19 protein-coding genes and 3 pseudogenes are annotated in these 19,083 nt (G+C 70.3%); 11 read left to right on the top strand and 11 right to left on the bottom strand.

Annotated elements, in window-relative coordinates; translation table 11 throughout:
• Nucleotides 1–473, top strand: a pseudogene (locus AB0G47_RS38995) (ABC transporter); the annotation flags it as partial.
• Nucleotides 470–1,261 carry an ABC transporter permease gene (locus AB0G47_RS38990; protein ID WP_360780217.1) on the top strand — a complete coding sequence of 264 codons (792 nt, stop codon included), beginning with the start codon at nucleotides 470–472 and terminating at the stop codon, nucleotides 1,259–1,261. The pseudogene AB0G47_RS38995 and the gene AB0G47_RS38990, both read left to right, overlap by 4 nt.
• On the opposite strand, the gene AB0G47_RS38985 is transcribed toward AB0G47_RS38990, so the two are convergent.
• Nucleotides 1,242–4,409: a BTAD domain-containing putative transcriptional regulator gene (locus AB0G47_RS38985; protein ID WP_360780214.1), complete on the bottom strand. Its 3,168-nt coding sequence runs from the start codon at nucleotides 4,407–4,409 to the stop codon at nucleotides 1,242–1,244. The two genes, AB0G47_RS38990 and AB0G47_RS38985, sit on opposite strands and share 20 nt — an antisense overlap.
• A gap of 369 nt (nucleotides 4,410–4,778) precedes the next feature.
• Here AB0G47_RS38985 and AB0G47_RS38980 point away from each other — a divergent pair, with 369 nt between their 5' ends.
• The gene (locus AB0G47_RS38980; protein WP_360780211.1) at nucleotides 4,779–5,027 is read left to right on the top strand and encodes a hypothetical protein; all 249 of its coding nucleotides are present in this window, start codon (nucleotides 4,779–4,781) and stop codon (nucleotides 5,025–5,027) included.
• 72 nt (nucleotides 5,028–5,099) lie between these two features.
• Nucleotides 5,100–5,351: a DUF6192 family protein gene (locus AB0G47_RS38975; RefSeq protein WP_360780208.1), complete on the top strand. Its 252-nt coding sequence runs from the start codon at nucleotides 5,100–5,102 to the stop codon at nucleotides 5,349–5,351.
• 655 nt (nucleotides 5,352–6,006) lie between these two features.
• Here AB0G47_RS38975 and AB0G47_RS38970 read toward each other — a convergent pair.
• Nucleotides 6,007–6,567 carry a site-specific integrase gene (locus AB0G47_RS38970; RefSeq protein ID WP_360780205.1) on the bottom strand — a complete coding sequence of 187 codons (561 nt, stop codon included), beginning with the start codon at nucleotides 6,565–6,567 and terminating at the stop codon, nucleotides 6,007–6,009.
• Between AB0G47_RS38970 and AB0G47_RS38965 the strand changes: the two are divergent.
• A pseudogene (locus tag AB0G47_RS38965) lies at nucleotides 6,560–6,886 on the top strand (transposase); the annotation flags it as partial. The gene AB0G47_RS38970 and the pseudogene AB0G47_RS38965 sit on opposite strands and share 8 nt — an antisense overlap.
• 153 nt (nucleotides 6,887–7,039) lie before the next feature.
• On the opposite strand, the gene AB0G47_RS38960 reads toward AB0G47_RS38965, so the two are convergent.
• A complete protein-coding gene (locus AB0G47_RS38960) occupies nucleotides 7,040–7,345 on the bottom strand; it encodes a hypothetical protein (RefSeq protein ID WP_360780203.1) in 306 nt (101 codons plus the stop codon).
• A gap of 747 nt (nucleotides 7,346–8,092) precedes the next feature.
• Entirely contained in the window at nucleotides 8,093–8,569 is a 477-nt protein-coding gene (locus tag AB0G47_RS38955; RefSeq protein ID WP_360780201.1) for a hypothetical protein, read from the bottom strand.
• On the opposite strand from AB0G47_RS38955, the pseudogene AB0G47_RS38950 reads away from it, so the two are divergent.
• The 3 genes and pseudogenes from AB0G47_RS38950 to AB0G47_RS38940 form a co-directional block, all read left to right on the top strand.
• A pseudogene (locus tag AB0G47_RS38950) lies at nucleotides 8,451–8,759 on the top strand (helix-turn-helix domain-containing protein); the annotation flags it as partial. The gene AB0G47_RS38955 and the pseudogene AB0G47_RS38950 sit on opposite strands and share 119 nt — an antisense overlap.
• Before the next feature lie 148 nt (nucleotides 8,760–8,907).
• Nucleotides 8,908–9,315: a YciI family protein gene (locus AB0G47_RS38945; protein WP_360780198.1), complete on the top strand. Its 408-nt coding sequence runs from the start codon at nucleotides 8,908–8,910 to the stop codon at nucleotides 9,313–9,315.
• A gap of 17 nt (nucleotides 9,316–9,332) precedes the next feature.
• The gene (locus AB0G47_RS38940; RefSeq protein WP_360780224.1) at nucleotides 9,333–10,511 is read left to right on the top strand and encodes a DUF6596 domain-containing protein; all 1,179 of its coding nucleotides are present in this window, start codon (nucleotides 9,333–9,335) and stop codon (nucleotides 10,509–10,511) included.
• A gap of 48 nt (nucleotides 10,512–10,559) precedes the next feature.
• Here the strand turns inward: AB0G47_RS38940 and AB0G47_RS38935 are convergent, their stop codons facing one another.
• Complete coding sequence (locus AB0G47_RS38935) at nucleotides 10,560–10,937, bottom strand: toxin Doc (protein ID WP_360780195.1); 378 nt, start codon at nucleotides 10,935–10,937, stop codon at nucleotides 10,560–10,562.
• A complete protein-coding gene (locus tag AB0G47_RS38930) occupies nucleotides 10,937–11,176 on the bottom strand; it encodes a hypothetical protein (RefSeq protein WP_360780193.1) in 240 nt (79 codons plus the stop codon). The genes AB0G47_RS38935 and AB0G47_RS38930 overlap by 1 nt, the downstream gene beginning before the upstream one ends.
• Before the next feature lie 57 nt (nucleotides 11,177–11,233).
• On the opposite strand from AB0G47_RS38930, the gene AB0G47_RS38925 reads away from it, so the two are divergent.
• Nucleotides 11,234–11,680, top strand: a complete 447-nt coding sequence (locus AB0G47_RS38925) for a hypothetical protein (RefSeq protein WP_360780190.1) — start codon at nucleotides 11,234–11,236, stop codon at nucleotides 11,678–11,680.
• A 44-nt stretch (nucleotides 11,681–11,724) separates the two neighbouring features.
• Here the strand turns inward: AB0G47_RS38925 and AB0G47_RS38920 are convergent, their stop codons facing one another.
• From AB0G47_RS38920 to AB0G47_RS38900, 5 genes are all read right to left on the bottom strand, one after another.
• Nucleotides 11,725–12,294, bottom strand: a complete 570-nt coding sequence (locus tag AB0G47_RS38920; protein WP_360780187.1) for a DUF664 domain-containing protein — start codon at nucleotides 12,292–12,294, stop codon at nucleotides 11,725–11,727.
• 124 nt (nucleotides 12,295–12,418) lie between these two features.
• Nucleotides 12,419–13,078, bottom strand: a complete 660-nt coding sequence (locus AB0G47_RS38915; RefSeq protein WP_360780185.1) for an MSMEG_1061 family FMN-dependent PPOX-type flavoprotein — start codon at nucleotides 13,076–13,078, stop codon at nucleotides 12,419–12,421.
• A gap of 57 nt (nucleotides 13,079–13,135) precedes the next feature.
• Entirely contained in the window at nucleotides 13,136–14,542 is a 1,407-nt protein-coding gene (locus AB0G47_RS38910; RefSeq protein ID WP_360780182.1) for a carboxyl transferase domain-containing protein, read from the bottom strand.
• Entirely contained in the window at nucleotides 14,535–16,019 is a 1,485-nt protein-coding gene (locus tag AB0G47_RS38905) for an acyl-CoA synthetase (RefSeq protein WP_360780179.1), read from the bottom strand. Before AB0G47_RS38905 ends, AB0G47_RS38910 begins: the two co-directional genes overlap by 8 nt.
• Nucleotides 16,020–16,099: 80 nt before the next feature.
• Nucleotides 16,100–17,389 (bottom strand): SLC13 family permease, encoded by a 1,290-nt coding sequence (locus AB0G47_RS38900; protein WP_360780176.1) that lies wholly within the window; start codon nucleotides 17,387–17,389, stop codon nucleotides 16,100–16,102.
• 359 nt (nucleotides 17,390–17,748) lie between these two features.
• Between AB0G47_RS38900 and AB0G47_RS38895 the strand changes: the two genes are divergently transcribed.
• Both AB0G47_RS38895 and AB0G47_RS38890 read left to right on the top strand, forming a co-directional pair.
• Nucleotides 17,749–18,462 carry a FadR/GntR family transcriptional regulator gene (locus AB0G47_RS38895; RefSeq protein ID WP_360780173.1) on the top strand — a complete coding sequence of 238 codons (714 nt, stop codon included), beginning with the start codon at nucleotides 17,749–17,751 and terminating at the stop codon, nucleotides 18,460–18,462.
• Nucleotides 18,463–18,594: 132 nt separating this feature from the next.
• Nucleotides 18,595–19,056, top strand: coding sequence for a pyridoxamine 5'-phosphate oxidase family protein (locus AB0G47_RS38890; protein ID WP_360780170.1), 462 nt, complete (start codon nucleotides 18,595–18,597; stop codon nucleotides 19,054–19,056).
• Nucleotides 19,057–19,083: the final 27 nt, after the last annotated feature.

The raw sequence follows: 19,083 nt of genomic DNA, 5'->3' as shown, positions 1-19,083 counted from the left end.
ACAACATGTGGGGCATCATCCGCGAGCTGGTCTCCGACGGCGTCACCGTCTTCCTCACCACCCAGTACCTCGAAGAGGCCGACGAACTCGCCGACTGCATCGCGGTGTTGAGCGACGGCGGGATCGTCGCCGAGGGCAGTGCCGATGAGCTGAAGCGGCTCATCCCCGGCGGGCACGTGCGGCTGCGGTTCTCCGATCCGGTCGCGTACCGGTGCGCCGCCGACGCCCTGCGCGATGCCACCCGGAACGACGAGGCACTGTCGTTGCAGATCCCGAGCGACGGCAGTCAGCGCGAGCTGCGCGCCGTACTCGACTGGCTGGACGCCGCCGGCGTCGAGGCCGACGAGCTGACCGTGCACACCCCCGACCTCGACGACGTCTTCTTCGCCCTGACCGGCAATACCAGCAGCACCGGCAACACCGGCAACACCGACATCAGTCGACCCGACAACGAAAGCGCGGCCGTCCGATGAGCTCCCTCTCCCTCGCCGCGCGCGACTCCTCCACGATGCTGCGGCGCAACCTCCTGCACGCCCGGCGCTACCCGTCCCTCACCCTCAACATCCTGCTGACGCCGATCGTCCTGCTGCTGCTCTTCGTGTACGTCTTCGGCGACGTGATGAGCGCGGGCATCGGTGGCGGCGGCGCCGACCGCTCCGCCTACATCGCCTATCTCGTCCCGGGCATCCTGCTGATGACCCTCGGCGCCACCCCGGCAGGGACCGCGATCTCCGTCTCCATGGACATGACCGAGGGCATCATCGCCCGCTTTCGTACGATGGCGATCCACCGCGGCTCGGTGCTCATCGGGCACGTCGTCGGCAGCGTGCTGCAGGCGATCCTCAGCGTGGTCCTCGTCGGCGCCGTCGCCGTGGCCATCGGCTTCCGGTCCACCGACGCCACGGCCTTGGAGTGGCTGGCGGCGTTGGGCCTGCTCGCGCTCGTCGCCACGGCCTTCACCTGGATCGCGGTCGGGCTGGGAATGGCCAGCCCGAACGCCGAGGCGGCCAGCAACAACGCGCTGCCGCTGATGATCCTGCCGCTCGTCTCCAGCGCCTTCGTGCCGGTCGACGCGATGCCGGGCTGGTTCCGGCCGTTCGCCGAGTACCAGCCGTTCACGCCGGCCATCGAGACGCTGCGCGGACTGCTCCTCGGCAGCGAGATCGGCAACAACGGGTGGATGGCCGTCGTCTGGTGCGTGGGCCTTGCCGCGCTCGGCTACCGCTGGTCGACGTCGCTGTTCAGCCGCGACCCGAAGTAGCCGCGCGGGCCGCCTCCCACAGTTCGTCCCGCTCCAGGGCGGCGTACTCCGACACCGCGTCGGCGTACGCCGCCCGGTCGGCGTGCTCGGCCGCCTGACGGGCGCGGGCCGCCGACATGGTGGGCTGGAACTCGCGCAGTACGCGTAGCCGTTCGGCCAGCGCGATCATCCGTACGGCACCGGTGTCGGAGTCGGAGTCGGAGTCGGTGTCGCCACCGGCGTCGGTGGACGCGAGCCCCGCCATGCCAAGCGCGTGCAGCACCGTCCCGAACACGGGGAGCTCCATCGGCGTACGGGGCGGGCCGGCAAGCAGCGTTCGCAGCCGTTGCCGCAGCCGGTCGACCGGCTCCGCGACGAGCCCGAGACGGCCGGCGTGCGCGTGCGCCGTCACCGCAGCCGACTGGATCTGCAGCGCCCACGGGTCGAGCCAGGGGTCGTCGCTGTGCATCGAGCCGGTCTCGGGCAGGCGTTCCACGGCGCTGCGCCACAGGCCGAGGCCGAGTTCCGTCAGCCCGCGGGCGAGCGCGATCTCGGCGTGCCCGCCGAGGTCGGGGCTGTAAAAGGTGTCCTCCTGCGGGGTGTTGGCACCCTCCGCCTGCCGCAGCCAGTGCTCGGCCTCGTCCGGGTCGCCGCGCTGCAGGCAGGCGAGGACCAGGGCCCAGCGGATGCCGATGTAGTCGTCCTCGTGGCCGAGGCGCGGCAGCGCGTCGAGCGCCGCCTTGAGATGCCGGTACGCGGCCTCGCCCTGTCCCGTCCGCAGGCACAGCTCGCTCAGCCGGGAATGGCCCATGAGCTGCAAGGACGGATTGTCCACCGGGGTCAGCGCGGCGATCATCCGACGGCCCGATGCGATCGCTCGCTCGATGTCGTGCTCGTACTCCCAGATGTAGCTGGCCACGCATTCGGCGATGCCGGCAACCAACGGCTGTTCGCCGGCGCAGAGTTCGAGCAGTACCGCGTAATCGGGAGGCCGCATCTCCGGAACCGCGCTCAGCACCGCCGCGGTGGCGCGCAGCGGCGTGTCCGGTGGGGCCGGGGGCAGCCGCCGGAGGGCCACGAGGTGGCGCACGCCATGCGGGCCGTAGTTCATGAACTGGGCCGCCGCGCACAACACGGCCGCGGCGCTGGCGACTTCCACGTACGCGGGCGCCGGGCGGTAGTGCGACAGGGGCGGGCCGGTGTCCGCGGCGAGCGCGGTGAGGCGGGGGTAGTTGGAGTCGGTGAACCACAGCGCGGCGAGGACGGAGGTGACGGCTGCCGTGGTGGGTCCGTCCGAACGGGCCAGGGCGTGCCGCAGGGCCGGCACGAGGTTGTCCTGCTCGGCCCTGATCCGCTCCCGGGCGGCGACGGAATGTTCTGTGCCGACGAGCACGTCGTGGTACGCGACCCCGAAGTCCCGTGCCCAGGCGAGGAATCGGCCGATCGCCTCGTCCTCCTCACCGGCCTCCGCACGCCGAGCCGCGCTGAACTCCCGTACGGACTCCAGCATTTGGAACCGCACACCCACCGGGGTGTCGGTGACCGTGAGCAGCGATTGATCGGCCAACTCCTCAAGCAGCGGCAGCGCTTCATCGCCGAGGACCTGCTCCGCCGCGTCGCCCACGAAACCGCCGGGGAACGCGGACAGCGTGCGCAGCGCCGCCCTGGCGTCCTCCGTGAGCAGGTTCCAGCTCCACTCCACGACCGCGTGCAGTGTGCGATGGCGTTCCGGTACGTCCCGTGCGCCGCCGCGCAGCAGCGCGAACCGGTCACCGATGCGGCGGGCGATCTCCGGCACCGAGAGCACCCGCACCCGCGCCGCGGCCAACTCCACTGCGAGCGGCAGCCCGTCGAGGTGGCGGCACAGCTCGGCCACCGCGTCCGGCGGCAGCTCCACACCGGCCCTGGCCGCCCGCGCCCGCTGCGTGAACAGCTCGACCGCGGTGTCGGGGCCGAGCTCCGGCAGCGCGTACACCGCCTCCGACGTGAGGCTCAGCGGGGCCCGGCTGGTGGCAAGGACCCGCAGGTCCTTCGAGGACGAGACCAGGGCTCGTACGAGGTCGGCGGCGCCCCGGACGACCTGCTCGCAGTTGTCCAGAACCAGCAGCGCCGGCCCGGAGTCGAGCACGCCGATGATGCCGGACACCGGGTCGGCCGCGGCGTGGCCGCTCAGGGCGCCGTGCCGCCCCTCGCCCGCGCCGAGCGCGGAGGCCACCTCCGTGGCCACGTCCTTGTCCGCGGTGACCGCGGCGAGCGGCACGAAATGCACCACCCGCTGCTCGGCCGCACGGCCGACGGCGTGCGCCAGCCGGGTCTTGCCGAGGCCGCCGGGGCCGACGACGGTGACGGCACGTGAGGCGCGCAGCAGACGCAGCACCGCCGCGATGTCCGCGTCCCGGCCGAGGAGTTGGTTCGGCTCGTGCGGCACACCGTGCCTGACGACCGGTGCCTCGTCGAGCAGCAGCTCCTGCTGTACGGCCTTGAGCCCGGCGCCCGGATCCGTGCCGAGCGTCTCGCGCAGCTCGCGGCGGTAGGCCTCGTACCGTGTCAGGGCGGCGGACGGGCCCGCCGTCGCCGCCTCGCCGCGCAGCAGCTCGGCGAGCACCTCCTCGTCGCGGGGATGCTCCGCCGCGGCCACGGCCAGCGGCCCGGCCGCCTCCGCGTGCCGCCCGATGCGGGCAAGTGCGAGCGCCCGCGCGCGGACGAGTGCACCGCGGACGGGTGCGCGTTCGGCGCGCAACGCGGCCACGGGGTCGTCGGTGTCGCCCGCCCCGGCAGGGGCTCCTTCCCACAGGGCGAGCCCGGCCTCGGCCGCGGCAAGCGCTCCCGCGTGGTCACCGGCCCTTGCCCGCTCCGCGCTCGCGGCGGCGTGCAGCAGCAGGGCGGAGCTGTCGACCTGTTCCTCGGCGAGGGCGAGCCGGTATCCGGTCGGCGTGCCCGCGATGACATCGGCACCCAGCTGCGACCGCGCCCTGGACACAAGCACCTGCACCGCCTTGGCAGGCCGCTCCGGCAACGCGTCCGGCCACAGCCCCGCCACGAGCCGATCGGTGCTGCACCCCGCGCGCAACTCGCCCGCGAGCAGCGCGAGAAGGGCCCGGAGCCGGGGCGCGGTGACCTCCTGCCCGCGACAGGCGACACGCTCAAGCAGGGTCAGGTCGATGGTCATCCGTGCAGGTTAGCCAAGGCCGCTTCAGCCGCGGGCGACGAACCTGACCTCGACCAGCGGCTCGGGGAAGGCCAGCCGTGCAGCGGATGGCGGACCACAGCCTGCTTTCCCGCAGAGCCTTCATCCGGCGATTCGTAGAACCCATCTCTGAACCTCCGCTGACCTCGTACAGGTGCCCAGGTGGAGGGCTCGGTGCCCAGAGGGCCCTTCGTTCGCGGTAGTTCGCATGCCTTTCCGGGGTGTGGCGGCGGGCGGATTCTGCCGGTACCGGGCGGGTCGGTGTTCCTCTTCACGGCCGCGGGCGCCGTGCTCCGGCCTGGCAGGGGGTGGGTTGTAGTGCCCAGGTCGGAGACGGTCGGCAGCGTCAGCGTGGAGCAGTACGAGCGGATCGTGGCACGGCTGCGTGACACGGTCGAGAAGCTCTCGAAGAGTCAGTTCATCATCGGCGACGGAGCCCTGGAAGTGTGCCCGATGCAGGATCACGGCGGGCGGTCCCTGGGCGACGACCTGTTCGGAGTGTCCGCGTGGCTGCACCGGCTGTTGGAAGACATCTCAAGACATCTCAGTGCCCTACAACACCCTGAAATCCTACCGGCGGGTGGCCAGCCGATGGCCTGAGCAGCACCGATGCCCTGGAGCGGCGTTCAGCATCCACCAGACCCTGGCCGCGATCTCTGATGACGAGGAGCGGTGGAGGCGATCAAGAATCCGCCGCTGGACGAGAGGGCCGGCAAGCGGCGCTGGACGCCGGAGACCTCCCGACAGCGGGTCGGCTACCACGGGCCGGACCCGGAGACGGCCCAGGAGAAGGTCGAGGCCGTGCACGACCTGGTCGCCGACGAGCAGGTCGCCGCCCAGGTGGCGACCGATCTGCTGCGCCGTCCATCGGTGGCGTTCAAGGCCATGACCGACGATTATCCGGACTACGACTTGGCGGTGTGAGTTCTGGAGGGCAGTTGCATCGCCTCGCGCGAGTTGTCTGATTCCCAAGCATGTCGAGTGAAGCGACAGATCCTCTTTCTGTCCGGTTTCCCTACTGGAGTGTCGCAAGAGCGATATAGACGACTGCCGAGACACCAACGACCGTTAGGGCGATCCGCTCCTGTCTCGGGCAATAGGTCCATGAGCGATGCGTTCGCGGGTTGAACATGTCGTAGTGGCCTGCGAGCGCGAATGGATACCCCGCGAGTAAGAGGACGGACAAACCAAACGCCTTCACGGGGACAGCAGCGCTACCGATGTCAAGGACAGGTGTAATGAACACCCCGAGCATCGTTACGGCGATCGACAGCAAGTTGAGGATGTCTGCGGGAGGCAACCACGTGATGTCACCCTTGCCGCTAACCTCAATCTCTCTATTGATCCGCAGAGCAAATCCGGTGACCTGGAGCCCAGAGACCACTCCGGCCGCGGTCCATAATGACCCAAGATCTGGATGCATCTCCCACCACCTCGGCTGTCGACGTGACGCGGGAGGTAAGCGTCGCAGCACAACGAGGGTGCAGAACAGGCCGAGGACCGTTCCGGAAACATGGGCACCGGCCCGCATACGGCATACCGCCATAAATGATCGCTGCGCTGGGGCCGGACAGCGGCGTCACTGCGGCCTTGTGATCACCGGCATACCGAGGTCGGTGGGCCGGCTCTGACCGACGCTGCGTGTGCGTTCCAGGCTGCGGTCGAGGGTAGCGAGTTTCTCCTTGGCTTTTGTGAGGCTGACTTGGAGTCCTTGGACTTCGCCCAGCCAGCCGTGCGTGCGTTGCCGGCCGCCCCTGCGGTCCAGCGGCGCCGGGTTGGCGAGCGGCCCGTGCCCGAGCTCGATCCAGAACTCGTAGAAACTGCGGATCACTGCATTGCTGTGCCGGATCGTCCGGGGCTGGTACTGATCGCCACGGTTCCTCTTGCGGGTGATCGGGTTGACCATGCCCGCGGTCGCCGCTGACGTCGTCCGCGGCGAGGTGCGTGGCTTGGTCGCCTGCTTCAGCCAGAGCACCAGATCCCGCACCTCCGCCGACGTGGCTCTGTCCCACTCGACCTGGACGACGCGCAGCCATCGCCACCACCGCAGCAGCGCGTACGCGTAACTGCGTACAGAGCCAGGCCGATTGCGGGCGACGAAGTCCCGCAGGTACCTCCGAACGGGCTCGACCGTCACCATCGTCTGGGCCGACTTGGCCTACGCGGGCACACTCGTCGCCTGGGCGAAGTCTTTCCTCCACCTGACGATCAAGACCGTGAGCAGGCCCAAGGGGGCGAAGGGGTTTGTGATCCTGCCGAGGCGCTGGGTGGTGGAGAGGCCGCTGGCGTGGCTGTTGCACGCGCGCCGGAATGTCCGTGACTACGAGACCCGGCCCGAGCATTCCGAGGCGATGCTCACCCTCGCCGCAGTCACGCTCATGACCCGACGGCTCACCCGACAGTCCGCCCAGCCCAACGCGGCTCCGCCTCGCCCGCAACCAGCACTCCAAGCAGCCTGATGCCACGGTGGCCTGCCGCCCTCCCGCTCGATGGCCACGATAGTGACCGCCTCGAGGTGGGCCGTTGCTGGCGGTGGCGGTCTGGTGGATCGTCGTGTCCCAGGACGATCCGCCGTCCGACCACGAACGGCAACGGCGCACGGCATCACCAACTCACCGCGGAACAGGCAGCAAATCCTCAGGGGACAGTTCCTTCACAGGGGTGCCGAGAATGTCCGTCACTGTAAAGACGTCTTTGCCGTCGTGTTTGCCGCCCTGACAGTGCTTGGTGTAGATCGGGTACGCCGGATTGCTGGTCGCCACCTCCTCAAACTTGACGCTGCCTCCGCCATCGATGCAATCCCCATAGGAGACCGCATCCGGGGGGTCTTTGGGTGTTGCTGCTGCTGTAGCCGTGGCGCCAGTCCCGGTGATGGCGATTAGCAGGGCGGCGCTGGCCGCTGTTCGGTACATGCGCATCGGGGCTCCTTCGTCGGGCGTGGAGAGTTGGGGGCGTGGCCCCCTGTATGGCCATTGATCGGCGCCAATTCCGCCGTCGATTTGATCACTACTCGTTTACTACCACCTTCGTCGTCACTAAGTGCTCGGCCAGATACGTGAACGTGCGAATAAGGCACTGGCCTGATCACCAACCCGTTTCCCGATGCGAAGGACTGCCGAGCTTCGGGCTGAATCTCAGCCTCAAGCACGGCGGGAAGCCAGCAAAACCCGGCCCTGACCCGGTTTCCGCCTCCCGGGTCATCCGACGTGCCGCCACACGCCGGGTAGTGGTCACCGATGTGCCTCCGGCGGGGGCGCTGCGGCTCCAGGGCGCAAGGGGACCGCCGGGCGTCTGCCGCGTTCAACTGGGCTGAGGTAGAGGGGCTGTCGTTCCGCCCACCAGGAGCTCACTCCAGAAGAGCCGCACCCATATGAGTTCGAGCCTGCTCCGCCAGGCGGCCGCCCTTCTCTTGGGCCTTCCCGCGGCCGACCGTGCGGCGGAACAGGAGGTGGTCGCCCAAGCACTCGCAGATCACGGAGCCGAGGGGGACGACGAAGAGCTGAGTGTGCTGCCAAATCCTGAAGAGGGTGCTTGGGCTGCCGCAGTCGATCGATTCCACAGCGCGGTACGCGGAACCGCATCCTGAACCCCTTCTAGCGAGGGCATCAGAAGTTCAGAGATGGGTTCTCAGTGGCCCGGCAGCGGGATGCGCAGAGAGCACCCGGCTACGACGGCCAGATGACCAGGCCGTCACGCACTACCAACGGTTTGGGCTGCTGTTCTTCGTAGAACCGGGTCCACCCCAGGTGGATGCTGCCATCGGGGTTTCGGTGAAAGTCGCCCGCCTTGTTCGCGAGCCATGTGAGGAGTTCACCGGTGGCCTCGAAGGCGTCGGGGTGGATCTCCTGACGGCTGGTCAGGGCCCAGGCATCACGTCGGGTGTCCTGCTTGTGCAGCAGGACCGAGACAAGTGCACCGTCTACCTTGGCGGCCTCGCCGTGGTGGCTCAGAAGAGGCTCAGGATGATCCTCGACGACGAGTTCCCCGTGATCGTCCTCCACCACAAACGGGAAGCTGGGCACGATGCGGAGGACCTCGGGTCGGGGACCCAGCCCGAGGTGCCATCGGAGCTCGGCGAGCTCCTCTTCCGACAGTTCGTCGCGCAGGTCCAGCGTCAGCATGAGTTCAAAGATGTCAGCCACAGCCGCACACGCTAGTCGCGAGACGGGGACGCCTCCCATGCGGTGGGTCGTCCTGCAGAGGATCCTCGGCGCGCGTCGGCTCCTCGAAGCCTCCGACTGGTCCGTCGAGCGGATCGCCGCAGAGACGGGATTGGGCACGGCTGCGCATTTCCGGAGCATCTTCCGACGAGAGGTGGGAGTGACCCCGAGCACCTACCGGAAGGCGTACGGCGCCTCCCCGCCGCCGGACGGCGAGTGTCAAAAAATCCTCGGACGGCAATGTCGAGATCCGGTGACTGGCTCCGTCCCTGCTATGAACGCGACCACAATGGGTCGCATCAGCACCAAGGAGAAGCATCATGGCCAAGTACCTGCTGCTCAAGCACTACCGAGGCGCCCCGGCCGCGGTCAACGACGTACCCATGGACCAGTGGACGCCGGAGGAGATCTCGGCCCACTGCCAGTACATGGACGACTTTGCGGCCCGGCTCGAGAAGTCCGGCGAGTTCGTCGACAGCGAGGCGCTGGCCCCCGAGGGGACGTTCGTCCGGTACGACGGCGAGGGACGCCCTCCCGTCACCGACGGGCCGTTCGCCGAGACCAAGGACCTCATCGCCGGCTGGATGGTGATCGACGTCGACAGTTACGAGCGCGCCGTCGAGCTGGCCGGGGAGCTGTCGGCCGCCCCCGGCGCGGGCGGCAAGCCGATCCACGAGTGGCTGGAGCTGCGCCCGTTCTACGGCGAGCAGCCCACCATCACGGAGTGATCTCTCAGGTGACTCAGCTGAACGAGGCCCTGCTCAGGAGCCTCACGCCGAGCGTGCTCGCCGTCCTCGTCCGCCGCGGAGCCGACTTCGCGGCGGCCGAGGACGCCGTGCAGGAGGCGCTGGTCGAGGCGGTCCGCGGCTGGCCGTCCGACCAGCCGCGCGACCCGAAGGGCTGGCTGGTCACCGTGGCCTGGCGCAAGTTCCTCGACGCGACCCGCGCGGACACCGCCCGCCGCCGGCGCGAGGATCGCGTCGAGGAGGAGCCGGCGCCAGGGCCCGCGCCCGCGGTCGACGACACGCTCCAGCTCTACTTCCTGTGCGCCCACCCGTCGCTGACGCCGTCGTCCGCGGTCGCGCTCACGCTGCGCGCCGTCGGCGGTCTCACCACCCGCCAGATCGCCCAGGCCTACCTGGTGCCCGAGGCGACCATGGCGCAACGCATCAGCCGGGCCAAGCGCACCGTCTCCGGCGTGCGCTTCGAGCAGCCCGGCGACGTCGCCACCGTCCTGCGCGTCCTGTACCTGGTCTTCAATGAGGGCTACTCAGGCGACGTCGACCTCGCCGCCGAGGCCATCCGGCTCACCCGGCAGCTCGCGGCCGCGTTCAACCACCCCGAGGCGGCCGGGCTGCTCGCCCTCATGCTGCTCCACCACGCCCGGCGCGCCGCCCGTACCGCGCCCGACGGCAGCCTGGTGCCGCTCGCCGAGCAGGACCGCGGCCGCTGGGACACCGAGTCGATCGCCGAGGGCGTCCAGATCCTGCAGGCGGCCCTCGCCCGTGACCGCCTGGGCGAATTCCAGGCCCAGGCCGCCATCGCCGCCCTCCACGCCGACGCACCCACCGCCGAGGAGACCGACTGGGTGCAGATCGTCGAGTGGTACGACGAGCTCGCGGGCCTGACCGACAGCCCGGTCGTCCTGCTCAACCGCGCCGTGGCCGTCGGTGAGGCCGACGGCCCGCGCGCCGGTCTGACGGCGCTCGCGAAGCTGGACGACACTTCCCCAAGCTCTCGGCTTCGCTCGAGCAGGGGAGACCCCATCCCCCGCCACACCGCGGTGGCGGCGTACCTCCATGAACGCGACGGCGACCTGGCGACGGCGGCACGGCTGTACGCGGAGGCGGCCCACAAGGCACCCAACCTCGCCGAGCGCGACCACCTGACCCGCCAGGCCGCCCGGCTCAACGCCCGCCGCTGACGCCGAGGGGCCGCGCCCGGACGGGGGAGCGGCTGTGCCCCGTCACGGTCAGACCTTCCAGGACCTGATCCGGTCGGCGACGGCGTAGACGCTGATGCGGCTCTCGCGGATGGTGCGTACGAGGTCGGAGAGCGCTCCGTAGGGCGGGTCGATGCCCTCGCCGGACTGGTCCATGTACTGGGCCGCGACGAACGCCGCGTACAGACTGTTGCGATAGGGCAGCGGCTCCAGGCGCACGATGGTGTGCAGCAGCGCGGCGGCGCGCCATGCGGCGTCCGGGTCGGCGGATGCCAGGGTCGGCAGTTTCGTTTTGTGCCGGGCCACCGCGGCGACCAGCGTGGAGTAGTCCGACACGGTCATGTCCTCGGGCGCGACGGCGAACTCCTGGACGTCCAAGAGCCAGGCGACGTCTATGTACAGAACCATCAGGCGGCCGTGGACCCCTCATGGCGCTCGGAGGGCGGAACTTCCTGGGGGCGGTCCTCGTCGAACTCGGACCGCAGTTTCTCGGCCCATTCGGAGGCGCCGACGATGAACTGCTTGCGCTCCGCTTCCCGGACACCGAGGTCGTGCACGTACTGCTTGAGACTCTTGCCGGCGGCCGCCGCGGCCGCGCGGACTCCCTCGAACTCCTTGTCCGTGAAGGACACGTTCAGCGATGGCATAGCACCAAGGTACCAATCAGGTACCTGAGGCGGCTCCGGCTGCGCGAAGATCTACGCATGGACCTGGATAGCCCGCTGCTGGGCCACTGGAGCAGCCTGCCCTTCTCGTACGGCGTCATGGAGGCCTCTGAGCTGGGCTTTCTCGGCGACGGTCGGGGATGGAGCGCGTGGTTCAACGCCGACGCGCTCTGCGTCACGCGCCTGACGTGGCGGTGCCCACGGCCGGGCGTCGTCGAGCTGCACACGAGGTGGAGCGTGCAGGGAACCATCAGTGACGACCCCGGACCACTGTCCTTCGCCACGACGGAGCCGGTCGAGCGGCTGGACGAGGTCACGCGCCATCGATACGTCATCGAACCCGCGATCCCGATGCCGGGAGCCGCCGATCCGCTGATGGCGATCACCTTCGAGGAACCGGTGGAATTCTGCTACCAGTACGCCCGGGGCCCAAGGGAGATCCGACGCGAGGACGACCCCTCCCACCTCGTGCTTCCGTATCAATAGGCTGCCGGGGCGCCCGCTCGGGCAGCACCCCCAGAGCCGAATCGCTACTGGCCCACCCTGCCGTCGACGCACTCGCGCAACAGGTCGGCGTGCCCGCAATGACGCGCGTACTCCTCGATCCTGTGCACCAACAGCTCGCGAATCGCGATCCCGTCCCTGCCCACCCGCTCGCCCAGATCCGGGTGGGCGGCCAGTGCGGCATCGGTCGCGGCCTGCTCGCGCTCCAGAGCGGCGTACGCGGCGTCGACCTCGGCCTGCTCGGCGACGGCCCCGTCGAAGTCCGCGTCACGCTTGCCGTACAGCTTCGGCACCGGATCGCCGTCGGTGATCCAGTTGCGCCAGTCCCGCTCCACCTCGACGAGGTGCCGGATCAGGCCGAGCAGCGACATCGTCGACGGCGGAACCGACCGACGGGCCATCTGCTCCGCGTCCAGCCCCTCGCACTTCATCCGCAGGGTGATGCGGTAGTTCTTGAGAAAGTCCTCCAGCGTCGCAAGCTCGCCGTCCGGACTGACTCCTTCGCCGTCGCGGGGGTCGTCGTCCGGGTCGGCCCACATGTCGGGGTAGACGGTGGCCTGGCTCCAGCGTGCGGGTTGGTCGCTCATGGGGTGCATGCTCGTGGGTGACGGCCGGGCCCGCCACTGATTTTCCCCGCTCCCTCAGCAGGGCGAAGTCGTCGGGGGCCAGGCCGATTCGGGGGTCGGCGGGCTGGTGGTTCAGCAGTCGCTGGTCGGCCCGTTACTCGTACCGGTACTTCAGCGAGTCCGCCTCCGCCTGCTCGATGTCGGCGATCGTCAGTTCCGGCATCCGCAGCTGGGCCAGCGTCACCTCGGCCGAGGCCGGCTGGGCGTCCGCCGGCAGCCATTGCTCCGGCTTCCAGGCCCCGCTGCGCAGGAGCGACTTGGGGCAGTGCGGGTAGACCTCCTCGATCCCCACCACCAGCGCACTGGCCGGCGGTTTGCCCACGGCAGTCAGCTGCGAAAGGAGTTCCGGGCGGGTGGAGACGCAGGCCCGGCCGTTCACCCTGAGCGTCGTGGTGCGCCCCGGGATGACGAAGAGCAGCCCGGCCCGTCCGGTGGCGATGACGTTCTGCAGGGTGTCCAGACGCTTGTTGCCGGTCGCGTCCGGTATCGCCACCGTCCGTGCGTCCAGGACAGCCACGAACCCGGCGGGGCCGCCGCGCGGGGAAACATCACAGTTGCCCTCGGCGTCCGCGCTGGCGACCAGGACCAGCGATGAGCATCCGATCAACTGCCGGGTCTGCTGGGTGAGTTCGGTCATCTGCTTGCGCACGGCCGCGTCGCCGGGGCGATCGTAGACCCGGCGCAGCGTCTCCTGGTCGGGCACGGCGTCGAGGCGGAGCGAGTCGAATGCACTGCTGGCAAGGGATGTCGTCATGCCCCCGACACTAATGGGCCGAACCCGCGATTGACGTTCGCATCACGGGCCAGCCCGTTAGGACGGGTCCTTCCTGTCCACGATGCCGCGTACGACGCCGAGTTCCACCAAGTCCTGTGGGCGGATGCGTAGTTGGTCTGCCGTGGCGCGCACCTCGTCCTGTGGTCGTTTGAGGATGGCTGCCGCTGCTTCCGGGGCGATGACCGAGAAGTAGCTGTCCGGTGTTGCCCAGGTGTTGGTGGGAGCGGCGAGTGCCAGTGCGCCGCCCGAGCCGCCCTCGCCGATCAGCAAGGTGGTGATCGGCGTGTCGGCGGCGGCCACGGCGCCGAACAGTTCCGCGATCGCCGCGCCCGCACCGTCGCCTTCTGCCGCCGCGTCGTTGGCGGCTCCCGGGGTGTCCACCAGCGTCAGTACGGGGATGCGCAGCTGGTCCGCGAGGCGGATCAGCCGTGCGGCGGTGCGGTAGCCGGCGGGGCGGGTGGGTGTGCCGGTCTGGGCCGCGTAGGCGACCGTGTGCGTGCGGCCGGTGGCGTCCGGGCGCTCGCCGAACCCGCACAGCATGCCCTCGTCGGTGCCGCCGCACCGGTCGCCGCTGATCGCAGCACGGTGTGTGAAGTAGGCGTCCAAGTAGGCGGCGGCGCGCGGGCGTTGGGGGGATCTGGCGTTGCGTACGGCGTCCCATCCGGTGGCCGGGAGCTCGGAGGCACCCAGGGCGGGGGGAGGCGTGGCGGGCTCGGTCGACGGGTGGCTCAGCAGGTGCAGCCAACGCCCAAGGACCCGCGGCAGCTCCTGCGGGGGCACCACCGCGTCGATTGCCCCCGCCGCCAGCTGCGCCTCCGCCGTGTAGGCGGCCGGGTCCGCGTCGGGCGGCCGTACGCGTGAACCGGCGAAACCCACCTCGGCGCCCGGCAGCGCCAGGATCACGTCGGCGCCCGCCCCCAGGGTGGCCCAGCCGCCTCCCGTGGTCGGGTCGAGGAGGACGGCGACCTGGGGCAGTCCGGCCTGTCTGGTGCGTGCGGACTGCCCTGCCACGCGCTGGAGTTGGACCAGTGCGCGCATGCCCTCCTGGACGCGGCTGCCGCCCGTCGCGACGAGCGAGACGAGCGGGACGCGGGCCTCACGGGCGTACGTGTACGCCGCCTCCAGGCGATCACCCGTGCGCTCGCCCAACGACCCGCCCAGGAAGCCGAATTCGAAGGAGATCAGCACGGCGGTGATCCCGCCGACGATCGCCGTGCCGCAGACGACCGACTCCTCCTCGCCGGTGCGCTCGGCCGCACGCGCGCGCGATGCGTCGTAGCCCTGCCAGGACAAGGGGCCGTCCGCCCTGTACTCGCCTGCCGGGGCAGGCAGTTCGGTGAAGTCGTCCGTGACGAGGCCGATGGCCTCGCGCGCCGTGCGCCGCCGGACGCCGCTGGCCTTGGGGCGCCCGTCCTCGGTCGCCGGTCGTCGGTCGTCAGTCATGGGCCAGCGCCCGCTTCATGATCTTGCCCATGTCGTTGCGGGGCAGGGCGTCGAGGTAGTGCACGACCCGGGGCCGCTTGTGAGGGGCCAGACTGCGTGCCACATGGTCGGCCAACTCCTCGGCCGACGGCGGGGCTTGGGGATCGGCGGGCACGATCCACGCCACGATCCGCTCGCCGAGGTCGGCGTCCGGTTCACCGGTGACCGCGGCCTCCCGCACACCGGGGTGTTCCAGGAGCGCGTTCTCGATCTCGCCCGCCCCGATCTTGTAGCCGCCGCTCTTGATGAGGTCGGTTGCCTTGCGGCCGACGATGCGTACGTAGCCGTCGGGGTCACGCACCGCCATGTCGCCGGTGCGGAACCAGCCGTCCTCGGTGAACGCCGCCGCCGTGGCGTCGGGCCGGTTGAGGTACTCGGTGAAGAGGTTGGGGCCACGCACCTGGATCTCGCCCACGGTCTCGCCGTCCCGGGCGGCGACGGCCGTCACCCCGTCCTCCTCCGTCAGCCGCAGTTCGACACCCGGCAGCGGCACCCCGACCGCGCCCGCACGTGGCTCACCGTCCGCGCGCACGCTCGTGTTCATCAGCGTCTCGGTCATCCCGTACCGCTCGATGACGCGCCGCCCCGTCGCCGCCGCGATCCGCTCGTGGTCGTGCACGGGCAGGGCCGCCGACCCCGACACGAGCAGCCGCGCCCGCGCGAGCGCCTTGGCCAGCGCGGGCTCGTCGGGCAGCGCCTCCGCGATCCGGTGGTACATCGTCGGCACCCCGAACAGCATCGTGGCGCCCTCGCTCAACTCCTGGGCGACGCCTGCCGTTTCGAACCTGCCGAGATGCCGCACGGATCCACCGCGGCGCAACGGGCCGAGGATCCCCAGGATCAGACCGTGCACATGGAAGAGCGGAAGAGCGTGGACGAGTACGTCGTCGCCGGTCCACTGCCAGGCGTCCGCGAGGGCGTCCAGGGTGGCGGCGACGGCCCGCCGCGGAATCACGGCGCCCTTCGGCGGCCCTGTGGTGCCGGAGGTGTAGACGACCAGGGCGGGGTCTTCGGCGCCGCGTTCCGCGAGGCCGACGGGGGAGGGGCGCCCGGCTTGCGCGGCGTTCACGTCGACGTCGATGCGCTCCAACGCGTCCAGCGGCGAGGGCAGTTGATCGCCTCCGGCCGCGAGGATCAGTGTCGGCGCGCTGTCGCTCACGATGTGCCCCAGCTCGCTCTCGCCCGACTTCGGGTTGAGCGGCACGGCGGGGACGCCCGCCAGCAGGGCGGCGACCACGGCGACGGCGGTCTCCAGGGTGGGGGTGGCCCACACGGCGACCCGCCCCGCGCCCGCGACGCGCGCGGCGAGCGGTGCCGCCGTGGCCGCGAGCTCGCCATACGTCAGGGAACGGTCGCCGAAGCGCAGGGCGGGCCGGTGCGCGTCGGCGCCGTCCGGTTCCGCCAGTGCCGCCGTCAAGGCCGGGAAGAGAGGGGACACGCGTCGTACTCCTTATGTCGTTCGTCAGCCGACCGTAAGCCGTCGGTCAGCTGTGCGTCGGTCCGGATGGCGCGGCCGCGTCATCCCCAGTCGGGCACCACCAGCGCGAGCCACACCACAGCGGGCACCACGGCCACCACGATTCCTCCGTACACCATCAGCTGCCGGAAGAAACGCTCCCGGTCGACGCCCGGTGCCGCGGCGAGCACCAGCGCGCCATTGGTCGAGAACGGGCTCACGTCCACCACCGTCGCCGACACCGCGAGCGCCGCCACCATGCCGACCGCCCCGATCTCGCCCTGCGCCAGGAACGGCACGGCCAGCGGAATCAGCGCCCCCATGATGCCGACGGACGAGGCGAACGCGGAGACCAGCGCGCCGATGTAGCACAGGAGTACGGCGGACAGCAGTGGGACGCCGATGTCGCTGACGCCCTCGCCCGCCCAGCCGATCGTGCCCATCTGGTCCAGGACGCCGACATACGTAAGCACCCCGCAGATCAGCAGGACCGTCGACCAGGCGATCTGGCTGACGGCGTTGCGGCTGTCCTCGGGCCAGCAGGCGGCGAGGAGGACGGCAAGGGTGATGGACGTCAGCCCGGCATCCAGATCGAAGGCGAGTACGGCGACGACCAGGGCCACGAGGGCGGCGAGGGTGGCGATGCGGGCGGGGGTGAGACGGGCGGCCGCCGCGTCGGTGGCGTGGGCGTCGCCGGGGTCACCGCGGCCTTCGGCTGTTCCTGGGCCGCCGGCACGCGCATCGGCCTTGGCCAGCTTCAGCCCTCCGAACAGCACGAACACCACACCGGCGATCACGATGTTGACGACCAGTGAGGCGAGAAACAGGGTGATCTCGCTGCCGGGGAGGTTCTCGCGCTCGACGATTCCGTTGACGATCGTCCCGTAGATGCTGATCGGGGAGAAACCGCCGCCTTGCGCGCCGTGCACGACCATCGCCCCCATCAGCAGCGGGCTGATCGCGTACCGCGCGGCGAAGCTCAGGGCGATCGGCGCCACGATGGCGACGGCGGCGGGACTGACCGCGCCGATCGCGGTGAGCGCACCGGTCAGCACGAACATCACCCACGGGATCAGCACCACCCGCCCGCGCACGAGCCGGATCGAGGCGTGCACCAGCCAGTCGGTGGTGCCGTTGGACCGTGCGATCGCGAACAGGTAGGTCACACCGACGAGTACGACGAAGAGATCGCCGGGGAAACCGGCGAAGATCTTGTCGGCGTCGAGGTCCGCGACGAGTTCGCCGACGCCGAACGCGGCGGCGAAGGCGAGCGCGCCCATGTTGATGGAGCGGGTGGTGGCGATCACGAACACCACGACGAGCACGAGGATCGATATCAGTTCGGCGGACATGCGGGCTCCCGTCCTTGGTCCCCTGTCGAGGTCTGGCGATGGATGAGTGGCTGGGACGGCGAGTGGTGGAGTGGCGAGGCGGCTAAGTGGCCATGTGGCCGGGTGGCCGGGTGGCCAAGCGGGCTGGTGGTCAAGCGGCTGAGTGGGCAAGCTGACTAGTGGCCGGGTGGCTGAGTGGCCAAGTGGCTGAACCACATTGGGTGTTGTCCGCGGAGAGCGTCAAGAGACGCGACATGAATTGGATCAGCCACTTAGCCACTCGGCCACTTATCCACAGCCCCGGTGAGTCGGCTGCCCCCGGTGTTACGCTGCCGCCGCAGGGGACCAACACCGCGCAAGAGCGGGCAAGGGGGACGGGCATGACCGACGCGCTGCGCCCGGTGGCGGCCAAGCCGCGCCTGTACGAGCAGGTCCTCGACAGCCTGCGCAACTACGTCGCCGACGGCGGCCTGGGAGCGGGCGACCGACTCCCGCCCGAGCGCGACCTGGCGGCCAGGCTCGGCGTCAGCCGCGCCTCCGTGAAGCAGGCCATCGTCGTACTGGAAGTCCAGGGCCTGGTCGAGGCCCGGCACGGCGGCGGCACCTACCTGGTCCGCGACACCCTCGACGTCGAGCCCGTCGAGCAACTCGTCGAACGCCGCCGCCGGCTCCCCGACGTACTGGACGCGCGCGAGGCCCTGGAGACCAAGCTCGCCGAACTGGCCGCCGAGCGCCGCACCGACGAGGACCTTGCGGCCATCCGCTCGGCACTGGCCCGGATGGCCACCGAGATCGAGGACGGCGCGCACGGCGTGGAGGGCGACCGCCTCTTCCACGCGGCGGTCACCGCGGCGGCACACAGCAGCATCCTCGCCGAGTTCATGCGCTCCATCGCCGACCAGATCGCCGAGAGCCGCAACGAATCCCTGCGCCAGCCCGGCCGCCCCCCGCGGTCACACGCCCAGCACCTGGCGATCCTCGAGGCGATCGAGGCCCGGCAGCCCAAGAAGGCGGCGGCGGCGATGCGCAGGCACGTCCGCACGGTCGCGAAGGTACGGCTCCTCGACTGGGACCCCGAGCCGGACACCGAGTAGCGGCCCGCAGCTGCCGCCCCCTGCAGTCGAGTTGCCCCACGGCCGGGACGATGGGCTGAGCAGCGGTCGGTCGCCGGCCGTAGGACCCCCGCCCCATGCGTACGACGCGGCTGCTGGCTAAGGTCACCGTCCATGCAGACCACGGAAACCACGCGACGCAACGTGTCGGAGCGCAAGCGCGACACCCTGGCACGGCTCGAGGCGGAGCGGGACATCTGGGTGGCGACGTCCCACCCCGAGCACGGCCCGCACCAACTGCCCCTGTGGTTCCGGTGGGACGGGCAAGGCATATGGATGTGCACCAGCGAGTCCTCCGTGACCGCACGCAACGTACGCAAGGAGCCCCGCGTCCGCCTGTCGCTCCCCGACACCGTCGACGTGGTGATGCTGCAGGGCGAGGCGGAGAGCTTCCTGGACCGGGACGTGCCGACGAACGCGGCGGACGCGTTCGTCGACAAGTTCGGCTGGGACCCCCGCGCTGAGGAAGCCACGTTTCTGTACGTGCACGTGGTCCCGAAGACCGTGCGCGCGTGGCGGGACGAGTCGGAACTGCGCGGCAGGGTCATCATGCGCGACGGAGTATGGCTGGACTAGCGCCCAGCGCACCCTCGCGCTAGCCCG

Source organism: Streptomyces sp. NPDC021622 (assembly GCF_040640795.1).
Taxonomy (GTDB): Bacteria; Actinomycetota; Actinomycetes; order Streptomycetales; family Streptomycetaceae; genus Streptomyces.
Note: the sequence above shows the minus strand (reverse complement) of the source record. Positions and strands in the feature narration are given on the sequence as shown.

Excerpts from the sequence above, each read along its gene's own strand:
- AB0G47_RS38960 (WP_360780203.1), bottom strand. The coding sequence starts at position 7,345 with ATGCGCATGTACCGAACAGCGGCCAGCGCCGCCCTGCTAATCGCCATC.
- AB0G47_RS38920 (WP_360780187.1), bottom strand. The coding sequence starts at position 12,294 with ATGCACCCCATGAGCGACCAACCCGCACGCTGGAGCCAGGCCACCGTC.
- AB0G47_RS38915 (WP_360780185.1), bottom strand. The coding sequence starts at position 13,078 with ATGACGACATCCCTTGCCAGCAGTGCATTCGACTCGCTCCGCCTCGAC.
- AB0G47_RS38990 (WP_360780217.1), top strand. The coding sequence starts at position 470 with ATGAGCTCCCTCTCCCTCGCCGCGCGCGACTCCTCCACGATGCTGCGG.
- AB0G47_RS38945 (WP_360780198.1), top strand. The coding sequence starts at position 8,908 with ATGGCCAAGTACCTGCTGCTCAAGCACTACCGAGGCGCCCCGGCCGCG.
- AB0G47_RS38935 (WP_360780195.1), bottom strand. The coding sequence starts at position 10,937 with ATGGTTCTGTACATAGACGTCGCCTGGCTCTTGGACGTCCAGGAGTTC.
- AB0G47_RS38985 (WP_360780214.1), bottom strand. The coding sequence starts at position 4,409 with ATGACCATCGACCTGACCCTGCTTGAGCGTGTCGCCTGTCGCGGGCAG.
- AB0G47_RS38970 (WP_360780205.1), bottom strand. The coding sequence starts at position 6,567 with ATGGTGACGGTCGAGCCCGTTCGGAGGTACCTGCGGGACTTCGTCGCC.
- AB0G47_RS38890 (WP_360780170.1), top strand. The coding sequence starts at position 18,595 with ATGCAGACCACGGAAACCACGCGACGCAACGTGTCGGAGCGCAAGCGC.
- AB0G47_RS38930 (WP_360780193.1), bottom strand. The coding sequence starts at position 11,176 with ATGCCATCGCTGAACGTGTCCTTCACGGACAAGGAGTTCGAGGGAGTC.
- AB0G47_RS38900 (WP_360780176.1), bottom strand. The coding sequence starts at position 17,389 with ATGTCCGCCGAACTGATATCGATCCTCGTGCTCGTCGTGGTGTTCGTG.
- AB0G47_RS38910 (WP_360780182.1), bottom strand. The coding sequence starts at position 14,542 with ATGACTGACGACCGACGACCGGCGACCGAGGACGGGCGCCCCAAGGCC.
- AB0G47_RS38925 (WP_360780190.1), top strand. The coding sequence starts at position 11,234 with ATGGACCTGGATAGCCCGCTGCTGGGCCACTGGAGCAGCCTGCCCTTC.
- AB0G47_RS38895 (WP_360780173.1), top strand. The coding sequence starts at position 17,749 with ATGACCGACGCGCTGCGCCCGGTGGCGGCCAAGCCGCGCCTGTACGAG.